General features: G+C 40.6%; 25 protein-coding genes and 1 pseudogene. 6 read left to right on the forward strand and 20 right to left on the reverse strand.

Going from position 1 to position 25858, the window contains the following annotated elements:
- Positions 1-17 precede the first annotated feature (17 nt).
- Positions 18-1250, reverse strand: coding sequence for an ABC transporter permease (locus J9318_RS09665; protein WP_210559725.1), 1233 nt, complete (start codon positions 1248-1250; stop codon positions 18-20).
- A complete protein-coding gene (locus J9318_RS09670; protein WP_210559726.1) occupies positions 1250-2200 on the reverse strand; it encodes an ABC transporter ATP-binding protein in 951 nt (316 codons plus the stop codon). Before J9318_RS09670 ends, J9318_RS09665 begins: the two co-directional genes overlap by 1 nt.
- 480 nt (positions 2201-2680) lie before the next feature.
- Here J9318_RS09670 and J9318_RS09675 point away from each other — a divergent pair, with 480 nt between their 5' ends.
- Entirely contained in the window at positions 2681-3031 is a 351-nt protein-coding gene (locus tag J9318_RS09675; protein ID WP_280518175.1) for a GGDEF domain-containing protein, read from the forward strand.
- 97 nt (positions 3032-3128) lie between these two features.
- On the opposite strand, the gene J9318_RS09680 is transcribed toward J9318_RS09675, so the two are convergent.
- Positions 3129-3785 carry an NAD(P)H-dependent oxidoreductase gene (locus J9318_RS09680; protein WP_210559727.1) on the reverse strand — a complete coding sequence of 219 codons (657 nt, stop codon included), beginning with the start codon at positions 3783-3785 and terminating at the stop codon, positions 3129-3131.
- A 176-nt stretch (positions 3786-3961) separates the two neighbouring features.
- Here J9318_RS09680 and J9318_RS09685 point away from each other — a divergent pair.
- A pseudogene (locus J9318_RS09685) lies at positions 3962-4082 on the forward strand (ATP-binding cassette domain-containing protein); the annotation flags it as partial.
- A 198-nt stretch (positions 4083-4280) separates the two neighbouring features.
- Here J9318_RS09685 and J9318_RS09690 read toward each other — a convergent pair.
- Positions 4281-5447 (reverse strand): MFS transporter, encoded by a 1167-nt coding sequence (locus J9318_RS09690; RefSeq protein WP_210559728.1) that lies wholly within the window; start codon positions 5445-5447, stop codon positions 4281-4283.
- Positions 5448-5576: 129 nt separating this feature from the next.
- Between J9318_RS09690 and J9318_RS09695 the strand changes: the two genes are divergently transcribed.
- The 4 genes from J9318_RS09695 to arsJ all read left to right on the forward strand — a co-directional run bounded on the left by J9318_RS09695 (position 5577) and on the right by arsJ (position 9839).
- Positions 5577-6470 carry a LysR family transcriptional regulator gene (locus tag J9318_RS09695; RefSeq protein WP_210559729.1) on the forward strand — a complete coding sequence of 298 codons (894 nt, stop codon included), beginning with the start codon at positions 5577-5579 and terminating at the stop codon, positions 6468-6470.
- A 189-nt stretch (positions 6471-6659) separates the two neighbouring features.
- The gene (locus J9318_RS09700) at positions 6660-7421 is read left to right on the forward strand and encodes a metalloregulator ArsR/SmtB family transcription factor (RefSeq protein WP_210559730.1); all 762 of its coding nucleotides are present in this window, start codon (positions 6660-6662) and stop codon (positions 7419-7421) included.
- 130 nt (positions 7422-7551) lie between these two features.
- On the forward strand, positions 7552-8562 hold the full coding sequence (locus J9318_RS09705; RefSeq protein ID WP_210559731.1) for an ArsJ-associated glyceraldehyde-3-phosphate dehydrogenase: 1011 nt from the start codon (positions 7552-7554) through the stop codon (positions 8560-8562).
- 56 nt (positions 8563-8618) lie between these two features.
- Positions 8619-9839 (forward strand): organoarsenical effux MFS transporter ArsJ, encoded by a 1221-nt coding sequence (gene arsJ, locus J9318_RS09710; protein WP_210559732.1) that lies wholly within the window; start codon positions 8619-8621, stop codon positions 9837-9839.
- Here the strand turns inward: arsJ and J9318_RS09715 are convergent.
- The 16 genes from J9318_RS09715 to J9318_RS09790 form a co-directional block, all read right to left on the reverse strand.
- Entirely contained in the window at positions 9826-10161 is a 336-nt protein-coding gene (locus tag J9318_RS09715) for a zinc ribbon domain-containing protein YjdM (RefSeq protein ID WP_210559733.1), read from the reverse strand. The genes arsJ and J9318_RS09715 overlap by 14 nt on opposite strands.
- A 119-nt stretch (positions 10162-10280) precedes the next feature.
- A complete protein-coding gene (locus tag J9318_RS09720) occupies positions 10281-11348 on the reverse strand; it encodes a serine hydrolase domain-containing protein (RefSeq protein ID WP_210559734.1) in 1068 nt (355 codons plus the stop codon).
- A gap of 136 nt (positions 11349-11484) precedes the next feature.
- Positions 11485-12522 (reverse strand): M1 family aminopeptidase, encoded by a 1038-nt coding sequence (locus J9318_RS09725; RefSeq protein WP_210559735.1) that lies wholly within the window; start codon positions 12520-12522, stop codon positions 11485-11487.
- 207 nt (positions 12523-12729) lie between these two features.
- Positions 12730-13809, reverse strand: coding sequence for a GGDEF domain-containing protein (locus J9318_RS09730; protein ID WP_244731613.1), 1080 nt, complete (start codon positions 13807-13809; stop codon positions 12730-12732).
- 179 nt (positions 13810-13988) lie between these two features.
- Entirely contained in the window at positions 13989-14777 is a 789-nt protein-coding gene (locus tag J9318_RS09735; RefSeq protein WP_210559737.1) for a phytanoyl-CoA dioxygenase family protein, read from the reverse strand.
- A 61-nt stretch (positions 14778-14838) separates the two neighbouring features.
- Positions 14839-15087: a DUF3297 family protein gene (locus tag J9318_RS09740; RefSeq protein ID WP_210559738.1), complete on the reverse strand. Its 249-nt coding sequence runs from the start codon at positions 15085-15087 to the stop codon at positions 14839-14841.
- Positions 15088-15210: 123 nt separating this feature from the next.
- Complete coding sequence (locus J9318_RS09745) at positions 15211-16911, reverse strand: bifunctional protein tyrosine phosphatase family protein/NAD(P)/FAD-dependent oxidoreductase (protein ID WP_210559739.1); 1701 nt, start codon at positions 16909-16911, stop codon at positions 15211-15213.
- 27 nt (positions 16912-16938) lie between these two features.
- A complete protein-coding gene (locus J9318_RS09750; RefSeq protein ID WP_210559740.1) occupies positions 16939-17757 on the reverse strand; it encodes a sulfite exporter TauE/SafE family protein in 819 nt (272 codons plus the stop codon).
- Positions 17754-18320, reverse strand: coding sequence for a Tll0287-like domain-containing protein (locus J9318_RS09755; protein ID WP_210559741.1), 567 nt, complete (start codon positions 18318-18320; stop codon positions 17754-17756). The genes J9318_RS09750 and J9318_RS09755 overlap by 4 nt, the downstream gene beginning before the upstream one ends.
- 36 nt (positions 18321-18356) lie before the next feature.
- On the reverse strand, positions 18357-19229 hold the full coding sequence (locus J9318_RS09760) for an MBL fold metallo-hydrolase (RefSeq protein WP_210559742.1): 873 nt from the start codon (positions 19227-19229) through the stop codon (positions 18357-18359).
- 54 nt (positions 19230-19283) lie between these two features.
- On the reverse strand, positions 19284-19487 hold the full coding sequence (locus J9318_RS09765) for a thioredoxin domain-containing protein (RefSeq protein ID WP_244732065.1): 204 nt from the start codon (positions 19485-19487) through the stop codon (positions 19284-19286).
- Positions 19488-19764: 277 nt separating this feature from the next.
- Positions 19765-21330 (reverse strand): ATP-binding cassette domain-containing protein, encoded by a 1566-nt coding sequence (locus J9318_RS09770; protein WP_210559743.1) that lies wholly within the window; start codon positions 21328-21330, stop codon positions 19765-19767.
- Positions 21320-22933: an ABC transporter ATP-binding protein/permease gene (locus J9318_RS09775; RefSeq protein ID WP_210559744.1), complete on the reverse strand. Its 1614-nt coding sequence runs from the start codon at positions 22931-22933 to the stop codon at positions 21320-21322. Before J9318_RS09775 ends, J9318_RS09770 begins: the two co-directional genes overlap by 11 nt.
- Before the next feature lie 2 nt (positions 22934-22935).
- Entirely contained in the window at positions 22936-23046 is a 111-nt protein-coding gene (gene cydX, locus J9318_RS09780) for a cytochrome bd-I oxidase subunit CydX (protein WP_210559745.1), read from the reverse strand.
- Positions 23047-23055: 9 nt separating this feature from the next.
- Positions 23056-24192, reverse strand: coding sequence for a cytochrome d ubiquinol oxidase subunit II (cydB, locus tag J9318_RS09785; RefSeq protein WP_210559746.1), 1137 nt, complete (start codon positions 24190-24192; stop codon positions 23056-23058).
- Positions 24189-25778 carry a cytochrome ubiquinol oxidase subunit I gene (locus J9318_RS09790; RefSeq protein ID WP_210559747.1) on the reverse strand — a complete coding sequence of 530 codons (1590 nt, stop codon included), beginning with the start codon at positions 25776-25778 and terminating at the stop codon, positions 24189-24191. The genes cydB and J9318_RS09790 overlap by 4 nt, the downstream gene beginning before the upstream one ends.
- Between the last annotated feature and the right edge of the window lie 80 nt (positions 25779-25858).

Genomic DNA, 25858 nt, shown 5'->3' on the forward strand with positions numbered 1-25858 from the left:
CTTCCTTTTTTAACTAATTAACCTTTGTAGGTCGCTTTTAACATATCTTTTAAAGTTGGTTCTTTGCCGTACATATTCATGCCCATTTTGAATACCCTCGCCGCTAAAATTCGAAAATAATAGAAGCACGCGAAACTCAAGATTAAAGACAAAATTGGTTCCCAAATTGGCAGTTCTACCAGTGACATTCTTACCGGCATAACAGCAAATGAAGTAACCGGCAGGTAACTTAAAAACACCGTAATAACGCTATTTGGTGAGTCTATTAAAAAGAACGTTAACACTACAGGCACAAGAGGCAGCATCATTAAACCGCTTTTACCACTATGATTTGGATCGTCTATTGCTGACGCTATGGCGGCCATAAAGGCTGCACATATTGAAAGCCCTGCAATGGCAAAAGCAAACAGCCAAGGTAAAAGAGACCAATTGATAATATTTAAATCTAGGGACTGATGTTTTATTACAACAGAGAAAAACAGAAACGATATAACAATTGAAAGTAATGTTCCTATCATGGTTTTTACGGCAAAAAGGATTTGCCCTAAAAGTTTCCCATCAATCCAAGTTTGTGGTGTCATGGTTGCCATTAATTGCTCGGTTACTCTGTTTTGTTTTTCGCCGGTAATACTTACAAACAGTTGTCCAAATACACCAAATACAGCGACAACAAGTAAAAACAAAACGCCGTAGGCCGTTAGGGTTTGAGTTTTATCCGCTTCATTCTTCAGTAAATCATCAAGTACTTTATGATCTATATTAATAGGTGTGCTAAGCGCAACCTGCTGCTCACTAGTTAGGTTGAGTTGCTCAAACTTTGCCATTTGCATTTCTGCGTTAATGAGTGTGATGAGCTGATTTTGCCAACCAGACTTTTCAGCCGTGGTGAGTGAAGCGTTTACCATTTGTTCCCCTAACGACGTTGAGTTTGATTCATGAAACTCTAGGGCTGCATCAAACACACTTTCTTGAGTTAACCCAGTAACAACCTCTTGTAGGTTATCAACCTCAATAAACTCAAATGACGTTGCGTTTGGTAAGTCTTGATTAACTTCAAAGGATTGCGCTGTCGCTATTTTGTATACGTCATCTAGTTGTTGGCTTTTATTGGCAACGAAATAAATAACTAAACCCGCTGCCAACATAATAAGCTTGCCAATAACTTCCTGCTTTAGCTTAAAAAAATGTAAGAACTCCCATTTAGCCACAGTCCAACTTTGTTTAAAATTGAGTGAATTTTTAGTATTCATTACGACTGTCCTTCATCAAGGGAAACATTGTCATCCGATTCCGAGTTATGATTAGCAACGGCATTTAGGTAAATGGTATGTAAAGTCTGTGACTGATTTTTTAATTCCACTACATTGCCAATTTCGCTAAGTAGCGGCAGTAGTTCATTTAAAGTTTGGTGGTTTTGCAAGGTAATAAGTAGTTGATTGGCTTTGATGGCCTCGACTGTATATTTACTTTTTATTTTATCGAGCGAACCTAACGGCTGTTCAGGTGTGTAGCGAACATGTATAACGGCTGCTTGTTTGGCTAACAAAATATCTTCTAAGTCACCGTAAATAACGGCTGTTCCTTGATTTAGTAATAAAACTCTGTCTGCAAGCTTCTCGACCATGGCCATTTGGTGAGCGCTTAAAATTACCGTCATCCCTTGCTGTTTAAGCTCTGCTAAAAATTGCACAACCAACTCTTGATTGATTGGATCCAAACCGGAAAACGGCTCGTCAAGAATAACCCACTTTGGCTGATGTAAAACCGCACTTATGAGCTGAACCTTTTGCTGGTTACCTTTCGACAGAGCCTTAAGTTGCTCGTCTATTCGGCTGGTTAAACTGAATTTATCTAACCAATAAGCACAACGTTCTTCAAAGTCACCCTTCTCAACGCCATGCAAAGTAGCAAAAAACTCTAAATTTTGTTTTACGGTTTTTTCTGGGTATAAACCTCTATCTTCCGGCAAGTAACCTAATAAATGGGACGGGATTGAACTATAGCTTTCTGAATTATCCGTTAGCAAAATTGAACCACTATCCGGTTGAGTAAAGCCCACTAACATCTTAACAAGTGATGACTTTCCTGCACCGTTAGGTCCTAAAAGTGCAAATATTTCTCCGGGGTGAACATCAAATGACAACCCATTTACCGCGGTAACACTTTGATAGTGCTTCTCTAGAAGGTTTACTTTTAACATCAACTTCCCTGTTTAAATTTTAGAATGGCGATTATACTCAAGTCATATCGACAATATTTAAGTGCTCTAAAATAGCCAAATTAGTAATAAAATGCACTAAAAACCTATTTTTAAAATGTGTTAAAACGTTTCTAAAACATACGCATGAGATTAAAGGATTACATATGCTTCGCTTTTTCTTACCTCTCCCTTTACTGATATTTGCTGGTTTTCTATCAAATTGTGCACTCGCAACTAAAACCAACAAATTGTCTCTGCCAAACTACGAGTCTGAGACACCTTTTGTTTTACATTAGGCATTTATGGATTTTCCGTCATTCTAGCCTTTATTTTAAATAGTGGTTTTGTCGTTCTTTTTGTTGCAATGGGCCTATCTGCGCTAAAAGTTAATAAGCCATTTGCAGTACTATCTCCACTCTTGCCGTAGGCGGACTTTTAGTTCCTTACAATGACATTACCTTTAAAGTCATTGAAGTGGGCGTGGCACTTGAAGCAATATTACTCGCTGCGATCCTTGCTCGCCAATTTAGAATGGCTCAGCTTGATAAGGTTATTGCTGAACGCTATGCCCGCACCGACTCTTTAACACAAGTAAACAATCGCCTTGGGTTTAACCAAATCACCTCTCCAATTTGGACTAACATTCTTCGAGAAAGTAGAGACGCTTCAATTGTTCTTATTGATGTCGACGATTTCAAAAGTATTAACGATAACTATGGGCACGCCTATGGTGACGAAGTATTAATTTCGATTGCAAAGTGTTTAAAAAGCACTGCGCGAAAAGGCGATATTGTAGCTAGGTGGGGAGGCGAAGCACACAGGCAAAAATAAAGTGTGTGGCTGGACTCAATCTAAAAACCAGACATAAAGTAAACCACACACCTTGTTAAATTAACGTTTCATAGCGGTGTTCGCGCAACCGTTTCGGTTAAACTACCGTTAAAACTTTATCCATATCAAGACGAGATTTTGGTAAGGCCGCGTTATAGTCTTCGTCTTCATGATGATAACCAAATGCTAATGCCACTTCACAAACATAGCCATCTAACTCATCTGCAAATAGCTCCCCTAATTTATCTTTATCCACCCCTTCCATTGGCGTAGAGTCTATTCCTAAGCGGGCTAACGTATGCATTGTATTGCCTAAGGCCAAGTATAGTTGAGCTTTTGTCCACTCTGCATTATTACCATTCTCATCTGTATTTAAGTCTACAAATGCAAACGCACCAAACGCTTGCTCACGCTCTTCTTTAGGTGTTCTTGCATCTTCAATACCTTTATCAACTACTGCGGCGTAATCATCGCGAGTATACTTTGGATTATAGGCAAACAGAATTGTATGAGACGCAGCCTTTGCATGCGGTTGGTTAAACTGAAACATGTTTTCATATGAGTCATGTAAGCGTTGTTTCGCGGCGTCGCTTTCTATAACGATAAACTTCCAAGGCTGTGAATTAATTGACGATGGAGAAAGGCGCATTGCCTCGTAGAGCACAGCTAAATCTTCAGCTGATACTTTCTTATCGCTATTATATCGCTTGGCCGTATATCTTTTTTGTAAGTCATTAATAATCGGGTGTGTCATCACATTCTCCTTTAAGATTTACCGTAATAATAGGGACGATAAAGTCAAAAACAATGCGGTTAAACACAGAAACACTATCTTTATTATATTTATAATTAGCATTCATTCGCCTTTAAACTGAGCGTTATTTAGCTTTAAAGGTCGGCTTTAGAGTAAGTACTACCGCAAATGTCAGCATGCAGGTTGGCGCCACGCCATTATTTGAATATCATTTCAGCCCAATTAGGTCATGGCAACCGCTATGGATTAGTAGGAGCAAACGGTTGTGGTAAGTTAACCTTTATGAAGATGTTTAATGAAAAGCAACGCCGCATAGCGCAGAGTTGCGGACTAGATACTAGATACTAGATACTAGATACTAGATACTAGATACTAGATACTAGATATTAGATATTAGATATTGAAAAAAGGAGCTAAATTATAAGCTCCTTTTTTGTTTTATCGCATTTATTAAATAATGTTACGAGAGTGCTCGAGTTACCTTATTAGTTCACGTTACATCGCGTGCTTTTTGTCTAACGAACCACTTAAACGAGTAAGCGCAATTGCCACTACAACAATCAGTCCGCCAACCCAAGGTGTATCCATCATTGTATACTCTTGAACAATAAGACCACCACTAAATGCCCCCAAAGCGATGCCAACATTAAATGCCGCTATATTTAAACCTGAGGCAACATCTACTGAATCTGGTGTGTATTTTTCAGCTAAATTTACAACGTATATTTGTAAACCAGGTACATTACCAAAAGCAAAGCCGCCCCACACTAATATAGTCACAACAGCAGCAACAGGGTGTACAGCGGTAACACTGAATATAAATAATACCGAAGCCAGGCCGCCAAAAATAATGGTTAGTGCTTTAATCGGTCCCAATTTGTCCGCCAGTTTACCGCCCCAAATATTTCCTATGGCAACGGATACACCGTATACCAATAAAATCACACCAATCGCATTGTCACCAAACCCTGACACAGACTTAAGAATAGGAGCAAGGTACGTAAAGGCGACAAAAGTTCCTCCATAACCAACAGCCGTGATTGCATAAACCAACAAAAGCCTTGGATGAGCTAGAACTTTAAATTGCTTTATAATACTTACTGGCTTTGACTGTTGAAGATTATTCGGCACTAATATAGCACTACCAATTAACGCAATCAGACCCAGAATTGAAACCGTTAAAAACGTCGCTTCCCATCCCCAGTATTGACCAATATAGGTACCTAGAGGAACACCTGTGACTAACGCAACCGTTAAACCTGTAAACATTATCGCAATTGCGCTAGCGCCCTTCTCTTTTGGTACTAATCCTGTGGCTATAGTTGACCCAATTGAGAAAAATACACCGTGTGCTAACCCTGTTAAAATCCGTGCAACTATTAGTGCCTCAAACGTTGGCGCTTGCCAGGCTACTAAATTACCGAGCACGAATAGAGCCATGACCGACAACAATACGGTTTTTCTGTTCCATCTACCTGTTAGTGCCGTTAATACTGGCGCTCCAACTGCAACGCCTAAAGCATATAGGCTAACAAGCAACCCCGCAGAAGGTATCGTAATATTAAGATCTGCAGCCATTGTTGGCAGTAACCCAACAATAACAAACTCTGTGGTTCCAATTGCAAAGGCGCTAAGCGCCAGAGCGAGTAAAGCTAATGGCATTATATTCTCCAGTTAAATTAGTCAGTGCTCAGACCAAGAGCACCTTGTGTTGAGGCGCACATTATTGCTTGCTATTTATTTGTAATAAACGGCATAATTATCAAATTACTTTTGTAAAAAATGACACCAATGAACTTAAGAACCCGATCTGATGATTTAGAAGTACTGCTTGCCGTCGCTGAGTTTGGCGGCTTTTCTGCTGCAGCGAACGCTCTAGATATGCAAGTGGCAAGAGTTTCTCGTTCTGTCAGTAAAGTGGAGGAGCAACTTGGCGCTGCCATTTTTACAAGAACAACACGGCAAGTTAGGCTAACCGATGAAGGTTACGCATTTGTTGAGTCCGTAAAACAAGGTTTAGAGCATATTCAGCTTGCTGAAAACGCCATTATCCAAGTTGGTGAATTGCCGAAGGGTAAACTAAGAGTTGATGCTGCAAGCCCATTTTTACTTCATCAAGTTGTGCCTCTTATTAACGGGTTCAAAAAGGCCTTTCCAGACATTGAACTTGAATTAACCTCTAGTGAAGAATTTGTCGACCTCATTGAAAAACGAACAGACATAGCGATTAGAATAGGAAAATTAGAAGATTCATCATTGAAGGCAAGAGCCTTAGGAAAAAGCCCATTGTGCATTGTCGCCAGCCCACAATACTTGTCTCAACATAAGCCGATCACAAAACCCAACGACCTTAATAATCATCAAACTATCGGGTTTTCTACTATAAAACAGCTAAACAAGTGGCCACTTAAAGGCTTGCCTACTTATTTACCTTCTATTGCAGCAAGCAGTGGAGAAACAATTAGGCAATTGGCTTTATCTGGAAATGGGATCGCTTGTTTATCGTCTTTTATGATTAAAGACGATATAAACCAAGGACGGTTAGTTAAACTTCTTCAACCTTATGTGAAGTCTAGCGAGTTAGATAGAGAGCTCGTTAACGCCGTGTATTACCCATCATCAACTATCGCAAAGCGCATTAATGCTTTTCTTGATTACATTAAGCCAAGATTAAAACTGGTCTAAATGTTTAGTACTGCTATAAACCAAGGTTGTTAGGCCATATAAGATTCGTCACCAACCTTGAAGTTAATGAAATGAGCTTAGGCACCTCATCTTTAGTGAGCTGAAGATAACTAAAAAATAGTAAAAGTAAACTTGCCAAACCAACATAACAAAAATAGTATATAACAAAATTGTTATATAGAGATTGTAATGAAAGTTCTATTCTTGTGCACAGAAAATTCAGCACGCTCAATCATGGCTGAAGCTTTACTTAAGCATCACGGCAAGGGTGATTATGAGGTGTTCAGCGCCGGCACTCGCCCTGCTGGACTTAACGCTCAGGCTAAACAAGCAATTGAACACTTTGGATTGAGCGTTGACGGATTGTTCTCCAAAAACGTAAGTGACTTTACCGGAGAACACTTTGATTATGTCATTACGTTGTGCGAAAAAGCCTCGAAGGAGTGTAATACCGAAGTAACTGGCGATCACAATTTAGCCTGGGACTTTCCTGAGCCTCGCACAAGAAAAGAAAACAATCCCTACGAAAAAACGCTGCAAGAGCTAAACTCTCGATTAAAAATGTTCTTGTTGATCCAAGAAAAACAAAAACCAGCACCAATTACACCAACTGTCTTTTACAAGTCTTTAGCCGACGATATTCGGTTAAAAACCCTGATGCTCATTGCCGTCGAAAAAGAGTTGTGCGTCTGCGAATTAATGGCGGCGTTAGAAGAAGAGAGCCAACCTAAGGTTTCACGCCACCTAGCGCAACTTAAAAAGTCCGGAATATTAACCACCCGTAAACATCAACAATGGGTGTATTACTCAATTAACCCCGATTTACCTTACTGGATGCAAAACGTAATTAAAACAACCGCCGTTAGCGAGCCTCATTTTATTGACGAAGAGCTTGCACAGTTAAATGTAATGGGTGACAGACCAACACGAATTGAAACGTGTTGTAGCTAACGCGGAAGATTAACGTTAGACATATAATTTGAACTAAATATTTTAATTGGCTGTTATTGAAAACGGCAACAAACCCAATTCTACAAATTAACAATGCATAATGAATAAAGAACAAAAATTGGAGATAAATATGGCAATAAAAGTAGGTATTAATGGCTTTGGCCGCATGGGCCGCCTAACGCTTCGCGCCGCTTTTGGCTGGCAACAAATTGAAGTTATTCATATAAATGATCCTGCCGGTGACGCAGAAACACTCGCCCATTTGTTAAAGTATGATTCAGTTCATGGTATTTGGCCAAACGAAGTAACTGCTAGTGACGGCGTTATCAAAATTGATGACCACGTTATTAACGTCACTCAAAACAAAACAATTTCCGAAACTGATTGGTCTAACTGTGACTTGGTCATTGAAGCATCGGGTAAAATGAAAACCAAAGCGTTGTTGCAAAGCTATCTAGATCAAGGTGTTAAAAAGGTAGTGGTGACCGCGCCGGTAAAAGAAGATGGCGTACTTAACGTTGTTATGGGCGTCAATGATCACCTCTACTCTAATGAAGAGTTTGATATTGTTACAGCGGCATCTTGTACCACCAACTGTTTAGCGCCAGTGGTTAAAGTGCTACAAGACAAGATTGGTATTAAACATGGTTCGATGACCACCATACATGACATTACCAACACCCAAACTATTTTAGATGCTCCACACAAAGACTTACGCAGAGCAAGAGCATGTGGCATGAGTTTAATACCAACAACCACAGGCTCCGCCACCGCTATTACGCACATTTTTCCTGAATTAAAAGGCAAATTAAATGGCCATGCGGTTCGCGTTCCATTAGCAAACGCCTCTTTAACCGACTGTGTATTTGAAGTAGCGCGTGAAACCACCAGCGAAGAAATTAATGGTTGGATGAAAGCCGCATCTGAAGGCGATTTAAAAGGCGTCTTGGGATACGAAGAAAAGCCTTTAGTGTCCATTGATTACAAAACGGATCCTCGTTCGAGCATTGTTGATGCCCTCTCTACTATGGTTGTAAATGGTACCCAAGTAAAAATGTATACTTGGTACGACAACGAATGGGGTTACGCAAATCGAACTGCTGAACTTGCACTAAAAGTAGCACTGTCTATTCCGTCATAAATTGGCGGCTTATTACTTTGCAACTAATTTAAACGTAACAATAGAGCTTTCAGCAAATGCAACGACTAGCAAATCTACCTTCAGAAATAAAACAGTACCTTGTGGTCACTGGTAACTACTGGGCGTTTACATTGACCGACGGGGCACTCCGAATGCTCGTGGTTCTGTATTTCCATCAATTGGGTTATGCGCCATTGAGTATTGCCATGCTGTTTTTATTTTATGAAGTATTTGGCGTAGTAACCAATTTAGTTGGTGGCTGGATTGGTGCAAGGCTTGGTTTAAACAAAACCATGAATATTGGTTTAGCCTTGCAGGTCGTCGCATTGCTTATGCTCGCGGTTCCTAGTGGTTGGTTGACGGTTGCCTACGTTATGGCAGCTCAAGCCCTTTCTGGTATCGCAAAAGATCTTAATAAAATGAGCGCGAAGAGCTCAATTAAAATGCTGGTCGCTAAAGGCCAAGAAGATACTCTATTTAAATGGGTCGCCATTTTAACGGGCTCTAAAAATGCGTTAAAAGGAATTGGATTTTTCTTAGGCGGCGTATTGCTTTCTATATTTGGCTTTAAAGGCTCAATGGTATTTATGGCGTCCGTGTTAGCCTTGGTTTGGGTGTTTAGCATGATTGTGCTTAAAAAGGATTTAGGCAAAGCTAAAACAAAACCTAAATTCACCGACATTTTTTCAAAAAGCCAGTCCATCAATATTCTCTCCGCGGCACGCTTATTTTTATTTGGCGCGCGAGATGTTTGGTTTGTTGTTGCCCTTCCAGTCTTTCTTTCACAAATTTTCAATTGGGATCACTGGCAGGTTGGTGGCTTCTTAGCAGTGTGGGTAATTGGTTACGGCATAGTTCAATCATTTGCACCTAAACTAATAAAAACCAGTAAGCCTTTGTCGCCGTCGCAACAAACGGTTAAGTGGGCTTCCCTTTTAGCCATCACACCACTGGCTATTGCACTTTCACTGCACTTTAATTGGTGGGTTGAAGCATCATTAGTTGTTGGTTTGATGTTTTTCGGGGTTCTGTTTGCCATCAATTCGTCACTTCATAGTTATCTGATCGTGAGCATGGCCGATGCCGATGGCGTTTCACTCGATGTAGGTTTTTACTATATGGCTAATGCGCTAGGCCGGTTAATAGGCACGATTTTGTCTGGCTATGTGTACCAGCAATATGGTTTGGAGTATTGCTTAATTATTTCATTTTTGTTTATCGTGCTTACGGCATTAATTTCAATTAAATTACCAAACGACGTAGCTAAGCCCGCTTAACAAACTTAGCCGTCACCATCATTTCGCCAATGCCATCAACTTTACAATCAAGTTGGTGGTCTTTACCTTCTACAATGCGGCGAATCGTGGCTTTAGTGCCTACTTTTATTACTTGAGAGCTGCCTTTTATTTTCAAATCTTTAGCAACCGTTACTTTGTCACCTTCATTTAATAGCGTGCCATTGGCATCCTTAACCACAATTTTTTCTTCGGCTGCTAGCTCGTCTGGGTTCCATTCGAAACTACACTCAGGGCACACAAGGTTTTGTTGGTCTTGATATACAAATTCAGACTGACAGCTTGGACAAGGAGGAAGCGACATTATTTTCCTTTTTAAATTTGGTTTTGCTTTTGCTTTTGCTTTTGCTTTTGCTTTTGCTTTTGCTTTTGCTTTTGCTTTTGCTTTTGCAAAAAAGCCTACATTGCTCTTATGGATTACGGTTAGTTCTCTGCATCGTTTTTCAAAATTTTCACGATTCGATTGATCATAATTTCAGACAAATTCCATTCGTAACCGTCAAAATCTGTGGTGTTTATAAACTGCACAACCACAGTGTCAATGTCTTTGTGATATTCAGCATAACTCTGATAACCAACGACTAAACCACCGTGTTCGTATACGTAAAGCTGGTCGTATATTTCTTTCTCGCCAGCTTCAAACACAGAACCGTCATTTAATGCTCGAAGAAAAATGCCAACATCTTCCGCTGTCGCCATCATACCGTAATCTTGTGGCTTTTGATCTTCTTCATAACCAACATAATAACCACTCATTACGTCATCTAAATTCACGTCATTAATTGAGCCATAAGTATTTTGAAGTTCTAAAGGCTTAATAATTCTCTCAACTATAAATTGATAATAGTCATAACCAACGGTTTGCTCGATTATGCGACTTAATAATAAGTAGTTTGTGTTTGAGTACTCATAACCTTCATTTGGAGCGAAGCTAGCTGGTAAATCTAATGCAAACGCCAAGCTTTCATCATCAGTATGTGGATGATCTAACCAAAATGCAGGATTGTTCGTGTAATTAGGAATGCCACTTCGGTGCTGCGCCATCATTTGAATAGTGATGGTTTCTAAATTTTCAATGCGCCCTATTAACTCAGGGAAATATTCAGAAACAGGAGTATCAATAGACAGTCGCTTTTCATTCGCAAGTTTAGCGATAGATACCGCAACATACAGCTTGCTTATGCTCGCAATTTTAAACAAAGAGTCAGGTTCAGCAGGTACTTGGTTTGCTCTATCTTTCCAACCACCGGTATAAAACTGAGCTGGCTCATTGCCCTGTTGAACATAAACAATCATGCCGTCAAAACCGTGGTTTATAGCTTCATCAACTTGTGCTTGAACCGTGTTTGGTAATGGTAACAGCCAGGCGTAAACTAATATCCACGGCACAAAAAACAGCGATATCACAGTCCCAAATAATAGGCTCAACCTAAGCAATAGAACGCCTAAAGAGATCTTTGATTTAGCAGGGGCTGCGTTGTTAGTTTCCATGGTAAATAATCTGACCTTTTTTTGAAGGGAACAAACTATAAACCGAAGCGTTGCGCATTTGAACCTTTAAATTAAATACAATCAATAACTCACGGGCACCAAGCACTGTGACGTAGGTGCTCCTTGTTTACCTTATTTACTTTCGTTTTGCACGTTTGGCCAAGTTTTCTTCGCAGCTACCAATTATGGGTAGTTTTCTTAGCACTTTCATTTCAGGATCAACAATAATTCTGGCATTCCTAGGTATTGCCATACTGGCACCGCCAGCCGGTACATCAATAACGTTAATTTGGCCGTTAATGGATACAGGAATAGGCATCGGGAAATCCACATTACCAGGAACTTGCCAGTTTAAGGTGAGCGTTTCCGCTGCAATGTCCGTTTTTAAATTTGGTAGTTCAGCTTGTTTAAGGTAAACATTAAATAACCAAGTGTAATCATCACCAGTAACCTTATTAACGATATCAATAAACTCCTGAGTATTTCGGTATCTCGGAGTGATTTCATCATTTAACTCGAAGTCTTCGCCATAGACTAAATCACGGGTCGCTTGCCAAAACTTTTCATCACCGATTAACCATCGTAAGGTATGTAATGTCCAACCCCCTTTGCCATAAATATCAGAGTTGAACGCTTGGTTTGAGGTAATTTCACCATCAAGTACGATGGCGTGGCAATTCACTAACCCAAGGTAGGATTCGTACATTCTATGTTGATAAGCCGCTTCACCATATCTATACAAGGAATACGCTGGTTGCATGTACAACCCAAACCCTTCATGAAGCCATGCGTCATTGAGCTTTTCGTGGGTCATCACATTTCCAAACCATTCGTGAGCAAGTTCGTGGTGCAACAAAAAGTCAAAACCATGCTCATCACGAACATACTTTTTGCCATAAGCATTTATAGTTTGGTGTTCCATGCCCAAGTGTGGCGTTTCAACAAACCCGAGTTTTTCTGTATACCAAGGATATGGTCCAATCATATTTTCAAAAAATTCGATCTGATGCATTAAATCATCATCAATCATGGTGGTGGCTTTATCAACGCTTTGAGGCAGTGCCCAAAACTCTATGGGTACTCGTTTGCCGTTGACGCTTGTATAGGACTTTTTGATATGCTGGTAAGGCCCAATATTTAACGCAATATTATAGTCGCTAGCCGGTATCTCCAATTATCGGGTCCAACTCCGGAATTTTACTGCATGCACCTAAACTAAAAGTCAGCAACGCTGAACACAGCATCTTATTTAAGAAGATTGACTTGGTGGGTTCGTGTAATGTGTGCCTTAGCACCGTTCGTGCAAAACTAACTTTCCGTTTAGCAGACATCATTTTATCCCTAGGTATAAAAGTAAATTAATAACGTAAGGTATACTCTGTTATTCAGCCGTTTTCAATACAACGTTATTACGACCAGACTCTTTGGCCTCGTACAATGCCTTGTCGGCATCCCGAATTGCATTCGATATACTTATAGACTCATCAACCTCACAGAGCCCAAAACTGCAAGTCACCCAGAGCTCAGCGTCATTTATTTTTAAAGGTGATTGACTCAGTGTCTCGCGCAAACTTTCAAGCACTCGCCTAGCGTCTTTTGCTGTGGTTTCGGGAAAAATAAACATAAACTCTTCTCCGCCCCAGCGAGCTAACACATCTTGTTGCCGAATACGTTTTTTAAACAAAGAGGAAATAGCCACCAAAACATCATCCCCTTTTTCATGACCCAAGGTGTCATTAATACGTTTAAAGTGATCAATATCACCAATGGCAATACTAAAATGTCGCTGAGTTCTCTGCGTTCTGGCGTATTCGCTCTCTAATACTGCTTGTGCGCCGCGTCTGTTCATCAATTGAGTGAGATGGTCGTGGTGGGCCATTCGCTCAAACTGCTCAGATAGATGTAAGGTGGTTCGGTAACTCCTCTCTCGACTGTATTCATAAAATGCCGACAAAAAACTGACCGTCAAAAACGAATACAATAACCTTGTCTTAAAAGTGTAAGAATAAGTAGTTAACAATAACGACTCATCAAATACAAAAAACAACAAAGTACAAACAATAACAAAGGCAATAAGGGCTAATACCCCCCTAACAAATCCAGCAAAAAACATGGTGACCGGCGCCACCAAATAAATCCATAATGGCCCGGTATTGTCTGCCCCGCCCGTTACCAATAAAGTCAAAACTAAAACCATTAAACAAGTGATTAGAATGCTGACAGAAATAAATCGTCCCATAGATGATTCAAATTTAATTTGAATGCGGTGCGATATAAAAAACAAAGTACTTGCGGTAAATAGTATTAGAGCCAATCCAAGCTCGTTACCCCACCAAGCTCTCAAACCCAATAAGAAAGTGAGGGAGACACCGACCGCAGCGAACAAATTCACTACCATTATTCGACGATTCGTTTCATCTTTATGTTCAGGTCGAACACCGCTGTGAATAAAGTCTTTCATTTTTTTTATCATAACAATTCGGGGTGCTACCTTATGTGCTGATTTACATGGACAAATTATAAAACGGTAGATAATACTTACGGGATCAATTACGTTCCTGTAATCGATAACAGTAATACAAGATTTTAATTTCTTCAATGCTAGGACATTTTGACAATACTAGTACGGGAAAAGTATTTTTAACACCCTGATTTACACTTCAATCTTAGTGTGTTCTCGAAAAGAGTAGGGTTTTTGATCTGATTAAGGAGCTTTGATTCAGGTAAACAATCATCATCTACGTAGTCAACAAAATCCGCAGTCGCATCAAATACAAGAATATCGAGCGCTAATCTGTCCAAACCATATATACCGCGATGGATCATATCCGCTGAAAACACCAACAAGTCGCCGGCGGCCAACGGGATCCTTTTACCTAACGGTAAATCGTCATGGCTTTGATGACCATTGAGCTCTTCTCTAACATTTAACTCTAACTCATTGTCCCAGCGCGCATGACTGCCTGGCACTAACTCCATGCCTAGCTCATCAAACAGCGGAACTCTAAAGTGTACGACCTGTGTTTCTTGTATGGCCTTTTGTTGACCTTCCAAGTCATGGTCGTATTGGCAATCTCGATGCCAAAAGTCCTTTTGCTCAGGCCTAACCGGATTAAAAAACAACTGAGTATTCATAAAGGCTGGCTGGTTATGAATAATTGTATTGATCACCGCCATCAACTTGGGGCAGGAAATAAAATTAAATAAGCGGATTCTCTCTTGAGAGTTTAAATACTGGCTACCGGTAATAAGAGAAGAGTTAAACGCTTCTTCCTTATAAAACGTTTCGTTATCAAGTTTCCAACGTTCGTGGAATTTTAAAACGACCTCCCTGAGTGTGGAAATCTCAGAGGCAGTAAAATAATTTCTTAAAACAAAGTAACCGTGTTCGTTATAGTCACGACTACACTGCATTAACGTTTCCAACATTTACTTAAACTGCCTCTGGCTTTATCAACAATTTAGCTTTCTAAATTTGCACAATGCTCAATTATTTATAAAACGCTTCTACTGTACCTGTTTTTTTAATAAGTAATGGCTGGCCACGACGATCAAGTGCCTTAGCAGATGCTACTTTTACCCAGCCTTCGCTGATGCAATACTCTTCAACATCATTACGCTCTTTACCATTTAAAGTAATGCCAATATGGTGCTCAATAATTTCAGCGTTGTAGTGAGGACTACGAGGGTTAATTGAAAGGTGGTTTGGTAACTCTGGTAAATCCGTCTTGTCGTTCATAGTATAAAATTCCGCTACTTGTCACATCAATTACAGGCATGACATAAAAAAAGTGCGCCATTGTAGTCAATACTCCACTATGGCTCAAGGTTTAGTCACTATCGCCCTATTAAAATAAACGTTTTATTCAGTGCTACTATGATTGTTTGACACAGAAACATGTTCCGGTGTGATCATCCACTCTCTACCTTTTAACATGCCTTGCCAATACACCGCAGGAAGTACTTTTTCTTTTAAATACCAAGCCAGCGAAGATGGTTTTTTGTCATTAATTAACCAAGTTGGAAAACTATTTAGGATTTTGCCGCCGTACCCAAATTCCGCCAAAACGACTTTTCCTACTTCCACGGTTAATGGACAACTCCCGTAACCGTTGTATATCGCTTTTTTATCAGCTTCGCCACGCTCATATAAAAGGTTAGTGGCAACAACAGGCGCTTGCATTCGCGCGGCTGCCGCAGTTTTGGCATTAGGTGCATTTGTCGCGTCGCCCAAAGCAAAAACATTTGCGTACTTTTTATGTTGTAACGTAGATTGATCAATATCTATCCAGCCATTAGTATCTGCCAAAGGACTAGACTTGATAAAGTCTGGAGCCGACTGTGGAGGCACAACATGCAACATATCAAACTCAATTTCTTTTAAAAATACTGAGTCCCCTTGCGTTACTTTAAAGATTGCTGTTTTCGACTTACCTTTAACCTCAATCAGTTCCTGTGAAAAATTTAGTTTCGCGTTATATTTCTCAACATATTCCATTAATGCTGGAACGTATTCTTTTACGCCAAACAGCACTGGTCCAGCATTGTAAAATTCCACTTCTATATTTCTCAACGCGTCATTTTTGTACCAGTAGTCGCTTGATAAATACATGGCTTTTTGGGGTGCTCCGGCACATTTTATTGGCATAGGTGGTTGAGAGAATACAGCTTTACCTGATTTAAGGTTTTGGACCAACTCCCACGTATACGGAGCCAAATCATATCGATAATTTGAAGTTACACCATTTTGCCCAAGTGTTTCAGTTAACCCTTTGATTTTATTCCAGTCCAATTTAATACCCGGGCAAACAATCAATTGCTCGTATTTTATTGCCCGGCAACCATCTATAATTATTAAGTTTTCATCTGGCAAGAACGCCGCTACTGCAGACTGTATCCATTTAACGCCTTTGGGAATAATCGACGCCATTGTTCTAACTGTTTGTTGTGGTGAAAACACACCTCTGCCAACCAATGTCCAGCCAGGCTGGTAATAATGAATATCACTGGGGTCAATGATAACGATGTCCGCATTTGGGCTTCTCGCTTTAATGCTCGCTGCAGCCGCTATTCCACCAGCGCCACCGCCTACAATCACAATTGAATAAACGGCATCATAGCTATTAACATTGGTTTCACCATTATTTTGTAACCGTCTTACAACTCCCGCCAAGTCATAGCCTGCATTTTGACCAAGTTTTAAAATTTCATCATAAGAATATTTTGGATGAGCGCCCATGGACCACAAGGTAATAGACCGTGTGCCGGTACGACAATAAGCTAATGTAGGGCTAGGTAAAGCGTCTAACTTTGATTTAAAGTCAGTCACCTCTTGTTCAGTCACCTTTGCACTTGGCACTGGAACATGAATACAGGTCAATCCTAATTCAGTCGCGCGTTGTTGTATTTCATCAAAGGTAACTTGCTCTGCACTCTCACCGTCGGGGCGATTACACATGATAGACTTAAAACCCAAAGCACTAATTTTTTCAACATCGTCAACGGTAATTTGTGGGCTTACTGAGAAGTTTTCCGTTACATTTTTATAATTTGTATTATACATCGATATTTCTCCTAATCCTTGAGCCATTTAAACAAGCTCTTTTGAGATAATAAAAACTGCAATTATCAGGGTAAAAAAAGCGAAGAATTTTTGTAGTGTCACGCCATCTAGTTTTTTTGCTAATTTGGTTGATACTGCCATTCCCACAATAGTCGCCACTAACATAAGTGGTAGTAAGGGGACTTCTAATGGAATTCCGGCTTGTAGATCACCCACAAAACCAAGCAGTGACTTAAGCGCAATAATAAACAGTGACGCGCCAACGGCATTTTTAATTGGCATACCTAAAAATAGAACCAATGCAGGGATGATCAAAAATCCACCTCCCGCGCCCAGAATACCGGTAACAAGCCCAACGACTGCACCTTCAAACATTATTAGCGTCACTTTAGGCTTTTTGGTTTGCTCAGGTAATTCGTTATCACCAGCACTTTCCAATGCCGGTTTAGCTCGGTAAGATTTCAACAGCATCATGATCGCCGAAGCGAACATTAAGGCTGCAAAAAGTAGCATAATCGCTGTATTTTTTGACAACTCAAACGGTGAGGTCAATAAGGTATCAGGAATATTCGGCATAATAAAAGCACGAGTAATGTAAACCGCAATAATGGATGGCGCCGCAAATAGCAACGAGGCTTTAACGTCAACTAGTCCATCTTTGAAATAACGATAAGCACCAAAGGCTGCCGTCGCTCCCACTAATAGTAATGAGTAGCCCGTTGCAATATCTGGCGATACGCCCATGAGATAAACTAAAATGGGTACGGTCAGGATTGAGCCGCCACCTCCGATAACTCCAAGCACAACGCCCATCAATACCGCCATTAAATAGCCGAGTAATATCATAATGACTCCAAATATTCTTTTTCTAGCGAGAATGCGCCTCGAATGTCACCCAATTTAAATCCAGTGGCATGATCATTGGGATAGTGCTCAGCTAATGCTTTACTTACTTCATCAGAAACGTTCTCACCGTGGCATGAAAGGCATAAACCGCCTGTTGGTATTGCTTGCATGTACCTGAAACTAATATCGGTTACTTTTATTTTGTTGAGTGCGTTAAAGTTAGTGCCTTTAGCTTTGATACGCTCTAGATATTCTAAGGTTTCTCGTTCCCAGGCATCGGGGGTATTTAACGGATTTCGGGTTTTTAAACTGGTTCTAGAAACACGCCAACCTTGGGTTGAAAGGTCAGCCGCTATTTGCGGTGCTGCCGTTTTACACACAGAAATACCTTTGCTTAACCCGCCTTCCGAAATTGCCGCTTTAAGCTTTGATTTAAGTGTTTTGGAAAATATTTGTATGCGTTTTTTCGCCTCATCAACTTCTGGTATTTGCACTTTAGATTCTGCACTAGCGGCTGTACTGCTTAGTGCCCAAATGATCGTCGCTACAATTAACTGTTTCATATTGCCCCCGATAAAATGTTAGGTTCAAGCTCAAAGTTAAAGCTGGTTTAATGGTATTTTTAAATAGCGGGTGCCATTTTCTTCTTCCGGTGGCGCTTCACCTGCACGAATATTTAACTGAATCGAGGGAAGGATCAGTCGTGGCATTGCCAAACCTTTGTCCCTGGTTTCACGCATATCAATGAATTCAGCTTTAGAAATACCATTGTGAACATGTTTGTTCTGTTCTTTCTGCTCTTTTACAGAAACACTGCAACGATGACTTCTGCCCTCTGTCGGGTAATCATGACAAACATAAATCAAGGTATCGTCAGGTTTAGATAAGAGTAATTGAATGGAGTCAAAAAGCTCAGAAGCACTGCCGCCAGGAAAATCACAGCGAGCAGTGCCCACGTCAGGCATAAAAATAGTATCACCCACAAACATTGCGTCATTTTCAAGAACGTAAACTAAATCTGCTGGCGTGTGACCAGGCGTATGCATAACTGAAAAACTGAGTTCACCTAACGAAATGACATCACCATCGTTAAATAGTTGATCAAACTGAGCACCATTTGGCAAAAACTCTTTTTCTAGATTAAACAGCGCCTTGAATGTATCTTGAACTTTGGTAATGCATTTACCAATTCCAATCTTAGCGTTATATCGTTGTTTGAAGAATGGTGCGCCACTGATATGGTCGGCATGAGCATGAGTTTCTAGTGCCCACTCTAAGGTCAACTTGTTAGCATCAATATAGTCTGCGATTTTGTTAACGCTAACTTCCGAAGTACGGCCAGACTTATAATCAAAGTCTAAAACTGGGTCAATGACTGCGGCTTTTTTTGTGACGTTACAGTAAACAACATAGCTAAATGTCTCACTGTCATGGTCTAAAAACTCTTGAATTGTGTATTTATTATTACTCATGAATTTTCTCCTTGTGTGCCCAAAGAACCAATTTTCCTTGGGCTTTATCAATGTTCAAGCTTTACTAATGTGCAAATCTTTTTTGCTGAAGTACCAGTCTACGTAATCGTACCCTTTGCCCTTTCTGCTAGCTGCGTCTTCAACTGTATGAGGTGGCGGTACAATTACTTGTTGTCCCTCTACCCAATTTTCAGGCGTAGCTACGCCATTTTCATCACTAGTTTGAAGCGCTTTAACTAATCGAACAAACTCTCTGATTGAGCGTGAACACTGTCGATGGAAAGACCCAGTAGCTCGGTATTCATACTCGCAAACTCATCCGCTGCATTAGCAAAGCCAATAAACTCTGTCGTTCATGTTGTTTCTCCTAGGTTATGTCCAATTGACCATAACAATTTAGAATAAGCATATAACTTTTGTATATATAATAAAACCGAACACTATATTAGAAAAAACTAAATTACAATAAGGTGCTGATTTAATATAAGATTTATTTTAAAAAACTCATCTACTTTTACCGTATGTAGAATTCAAGCTAGCCTAAATGCCTTTCTATCGGCGTACTCAACGTAAGTGTTTTATTGATATTTAAGTGTTCTGGTTGTAGGTGGCTCGCCACAATAACAATTCGCTCAGATGCCAACTCATTAATTATCCGGCTCACATTTTCAATGTTATTAACGTCCAGTCCCTCAAATGGTTCATCTAATAGAACAACCGATGCATCTGATAATATTGCTCTAGCTAACCCCAGCCGCTTCAATTCACCGCCTGATAAATTTCGCCCGTTCGTGCCTAACCATTGGTCTAAGTTTGAGAAGCTACTCAACTGAAGCCGTTTTAACACAGCAAAGCACGCTTCGTCATTGGTATTGGGGTTGGCAATTAAAAGGTTGTCTCGCAATGTCCCAGATAAACAGTACGGGGATTGCTCCGTAAAAAGAATGTGTTGGTTTACCGTTAAATGATTTGCCTTTACTTGATCATTAAAAATTACATCACCATCAAACCCAATAAAACCTGACATTGCTTGCAGTAAACGAGATTTTCCTATACCGGAATCGCCTGTTATTAATAACAAGCTCGGTGAAGTTATTTCGATACTGACCTGCTGATGCTTCGCCTTCAAAGGTAAAACGTGAGTCATGGTCAACGACGTTATCCTAGCTAAACTCGCAATGGAATCATCGTTTAGCGCCGCTTTAGTTTTTTTGGGCAACGCCTGTGACGTTAATACTTTAGAACCATCAACGTAATCTAATAAGCGTATATTTGTGGCAAATATTCGACCAAGCCAGTCCGGTGCAGCCAATAACACCATAGGGATAACCAAGCCAATCGGTTCATAGTATTGTGCGGTATACAGTGACGGTATAGCTACTAAGACCCCACTCAAACTGATGATTAATAATACCCACTCAGCGCCCTTTTGCAGTTGCTTTATAGCGCGTATTTGACAATAAAAACCTCTGCCAACTGGCAATGTGTTACTTTTGTATAAATGCCAAATATCCACCGAATCAACTTTAAACTGAATATCCTTTTCTAGTTGAAGCCGCAATACGGCCAGTCGTCGTGCTTGCTTTACACTTACCCAAATAATCACCACAAACAAAGCGAAGCTGACTAACGCAAAAAACAGCCACAATGCACTTAATAAGGGCACAAACCAAAGCGTAAATATCATAATGCCCGTTGCACTTATCCAGGCTGATGCATTTTGTGCAACCCAGCCCACCCAAACCGACGCTACGGCTTCTGTATGAAAGGTCAACTTATCGGCTTCTTCTGCAGTGGATGCGGTAGGTTTGTTTTTCATTCTAGCAAATAGCGTTAGCCTTAAATTGGACAAGCTTTGCAACAGGTGCTTATGCCCTACCCACATTTCGGCATAACCGCTAGAAATTCTAATTAATGCTAAAGCTCTGATCACCACCGCTGGCAACATATAGTTAAAACCCACGCCCGACACTGCACATGCAGCAATAAACCAGGCTGAAACCATTAATATTGCTAATCCCGACAGTGCATGAACAACGGCTAAAAACAACGCTAACAAAGGCACTTTTTTGATAAATGTACCGTTCATTTTATTGCTCATCAACCACTCCTTGAGTCAACGGTTTATCATTTATCACACCATTTTCAACGTTCCAATCTCTTTCAAACCACGCCATAGGAAGCGCTTTGTGCGACGCCCAAATCAGTGTTTTATTCTCAAAAACTTGGTGTATTAATTGAGATAATTGCAAATGAAGATATTCAGGAAGGTGAGCGGTTGGTTCATCTAACAACACCATTCTCGGGTTACGCAATAAAACCCGTGCTAACGCCAATCTATGCGCCTCTCCACCAGACATTGGCGGATGCTCCCCCATAATAGTATTTAAACCGTGAGGCAAGTTTTCTAACCATTGAGTTAACTCAACCTGATGGATCACCGCGAGTAATTCATCATCACTAAACGCGCCATCTAGAGCTAAATTGTCAGCCACCGAAAAAGGGGTTATTACCGCATGTTGACCAACAAACGCTACGTCCGTTGGCAAACGGTGCGTCGATGTTCGCAATCCCATTAGGGCTTCAAGTAGCACGGTTTTACCTGAGCCAGACGCCCCTGACAGCTTGATGTGCTGGCCTAGATTGATGGTCAATGATACTGCCGTTAAACTCGGCTCGTCTATTTTAAAGTTTTGCCAATGAAGGTCCGTACTTGAGGATGGCGCCGGCGCTGTATTTTTGATGTCATAAAGTGGTGACAACGCTTCAGACGCGGCTTCGGCCTCTGCCTTTTGATGGTAAAAACGACCCAACGCTTTTAATTCAGAAAACAAGAGTGGTGATATAAGTAGTAAATAAAGACCATCGCTAAACGCTATATCTGGCCCTATATTAATTTCCCCTAATAGGTTAAAGCCAATAAACACGGCAACCAACGCCATAGAGACCGTGGCAAAAAAGTCCAATACTGTGTTCGACAGAAATGCCATACTGACCACTCGCATAGTACGCTGATTAACTACATCACTGGCCAACTTTAATCGCTCTGTTTCGTGATCATGTCGTTTAAATGCAGCAATGAGCGTCATGCCCTTCAACCGATCTATAAATAGGCCTCCTAACCGTTCAAGTGCAAGGAAGTGTTGGCGGTGTAATTTAGCCGCGCCATGCCCAACCAAAATCATAAAGACAGGAATGAGCGGTAACGTCACCATTAACAAAATAGCGATTAAGTAATTAACGGGGAATATAGAGCCAATAACTAGTAATGGAATCAAACCTGATAACCATTTTTGAATCTGGTATTCGCTCAAGTAAGTTGCAACTGAAGGAATATGAGTCAGCCATATATGATGCCAGTAATAACTGCTTGTTTTTCCAATGAGCACCTTTTGATGCGCTAACAGTCGCTGCTGACAGAGCGACTCTAGCTCTGTTTCAATTTTTAATTTGGTGCGAAGCTGCAGCCAATCGCTGAGGAACTTTAATATTGACCAGCTACCAATACTGACTACAAACTTAAAAAATAAGGGTTCGTTTAATTTTTGTTGCTCAACAATTAGCTGATACATTAACTGTGAAAAGGTCCAAAAGCACAGCACCTGACTTATTATCATCAATACTTTGAGTGCTAACAATGTTACCAAGGCGTTGCGATATTGTTTAATAAAAGCCCGTAACCACTGCTGTGCTTTTGATTCCAAGATTAACTCTCTTCTGGTCTGTCTAAGTCTTCAGTTGATTCCAACCAAAGTGCGTTAATAATGCCAAACGAACAAGCTAACAGTACGCCTAAAATCCAAGTGAAATACCACATAGTCACTCCTTAATAAATTGTGTGTGATTGATTTAAGTCGGCTTCTTTTATTCTGCCGCGCATCACATAAAAACTGTAAGTTGTGTAAGCCAAAATAACTGGCACTAATACGCAAGCCACACCAAACATAATCTTCAATGTCAGATAACTCGATGTTGCATCCCACACTGTTAAGCTAACGGCTGGTACAGTGCTGCTTGGCATTAAGAATGGAAACATTGAAAAGCCAGCAGTGAGAATAATGCCCGCTATAGACAGCGCACTTGCAACAAACGCAAACCCACTTCGATTAACTTTTGATAGTGCAGCGCATGCTAGTGCTCCGGCAATACCAAGTATTGGAGCAATAATCATCCAAGGATATTTAGAATAGTTTTGTAACCAAGCCCCTGACTCAATAATAACTTCTTTCTTCATTGGGTTACTGGTTGCAAACGTATCAATTTCTGACGTAATCACATAGCCGTCAACGCCCAATGCTAAGTAGACACCAGCAAGCGAAAATAGCACTGCCGTCGCCACTGATAGAATAACCGACACAGAACGCGATCTATTCAGCAAGTTGCCATCCGTTTTTAATTGCAACCAAACTGAACCATGATTCAATATCATTGCAACAGACACCAACCCACATAAAATAGCGAAAGGTGTTAACAATCCCCAAAAGCTGCCTGAATAAGTTGGTTTGAGCATATTGTCATATTCAAATGGAACGCCTAATAATAAGTTACCAAATGCAACACCAAATATAAGCGTCGGCACTAATCCACCAGCAAACAACGCCCAATCCCAGCTTTTACGCCAAGTAGGGTTTGTTAATTTACTACGATAATCAAACCCTAAAGGTCGCATCCAAAGTGCAATTAACGTTAGTGCTAAGGCGACATAAAATCCGGAAAAAGCCGCAGCATAAATAAGTGGCCAAGCTGCAAACAATGCGCCACCAGCAGTAACCAACCAAACCTGGTTGCCATCCCAGTGAGGCCCAATAGTATTAATCATTACTCGACGCTCTTGGTCAGTTCGGCCTACTAGCGTTAACAATGCACCAACACCCAAATCAAAACCATCGGTCACAGCAAACCCAATGAGCAACACACCAATTAGTACCCACCAAATAATTCTGAGTGATTCATAATCAATCATGAATTTTCTCCTTCGCTATCTAATCTCATCAACACACGTTCGCGCTCTGCTATTTCTTCTTGCTCTTTAGCTAATTGCGTAGGTCCTTTTCTGGCAAACTTTTGCATCAAATAAAAGGCAACAATAAACATCACGGTATAAAACGATGTATAAGCAACAAGGGTAAATATCACGTCACTTTCCGTTAAGTTGGACACTGCCGTATGTACCGGTAAAATTTCTGCAATAGACCAAGGCTGACGACCATACTCTGCCACAAACCAACCTGCTTCACTTGCAATCCAAGGCAACGGGAGCCCCCACAGAGCAATCTTAAGTAACCATCTCGGTTTGGTAATTTGATGCTTGGTAGAGTAATAAAATGAAAAGCCAAAAATGAGTAACATAGCAAAACCGCTGGCCACCATAATTCTAAAGCTCCAAAACAATGGCGCCACAGCTGGGATAGAGTAATCCACTGCTTTTTCTATGGCCTCAGGCGTTGGTTTGGTGATGTCTTCTACAAATGGCTCGAGTAATAGTGCATAACCCATATCCGCTTTATGAGCATCAAATTGAGCTTGCTGGGCATCAGTAGCGGTGCCATCTCGAACAACGTCAAGCACCTTGTGCGCTTCTACACCTGAAATAATGCGCTCACGGTGGCGCTTTTCATGTTCTTTTAAACCCATTACCTCTTCGTCCAAAGAGCGAGTCGCAATGATCCCCATCAAATAAGGAATACGAACGGCATAATCCACTTCTTGTGTTTCATCATTAGGAATACCAAATAACGTAAATGGCGCTGGCGCTGGGTGAGTTTCATATTCTGCTTCCACGGCCGCTAACTTAACTTGTTGTACGTCACCAAGTTCATAACCACTTTCATCGCCCAGTACAATTACAGATAATACTGATGCCAACCCAAAACTCGCTGCGATGGCAAAAGAACGACGAGCAAAGGCAATCTCTTTGTGGTTTAACAGGTAGTAACTAGAAATAGCGAGCACGAACATAGCGCCCGTTACATAACCAGCAGACACGGTATGAACAAACTTTACTTGCGCAACGGGGTTAAAAATCATTTCAGAAAAACTCAGCATCTCCATACGCATTGATTCAACATTAAACTCGGCACCAACAGGGTATTGCATCCAGCCATTAGCTATTAAAATCCAGAGAGCTGATAAGTTTGAACCTATTGCGACTAACCAAGTGATCGCTAAATGTTTACGTTTGGACATTTTGTCCCAACCAAAAAAGAATAGGCCAACAAGCGTGGATTCAAGAAAGAACGCCATTAGCGCTTCAACGGCTAAAGGAGCACCAAATATATCACCAACATAATGAGAGTAATAAGACCAGTTCATACCAAACTGGAACTCCATCGTTAAACCGGTAGCAACACCAATAGCAAAATTAATCCCAAATAATTTGCCCCAGAATTTCGTCATTTGTTTGTATATTTCTTTACCGGTCATAACATAAACCGACTCCATTATGGCCAGTAAAAAACTAAGGCCTAACGTGAGTGGAACAAAAATAAAATGAAACATAGCTGTCATTGCAAACTGCAACCGTGACAGCTCCACCAGTGTTTCGTTCATACGACTCTCCAAATAGTATAATGTTTGTACTTACACTGTGGTTTTGCACTAACTGTGCCAATTAACACAACTATAAAATC

Source organism: Psychrosphaera aestuarii (assembly GCF_017948405.1).
GTDB classification, from domain to species: domain Bacteria; phylum Pseudomonadota; class Gammaproteobacteria; order Enterobacterales; family Alteromonadaceae; genus Psychrosphaera; species Psychrosphaera aestuarii.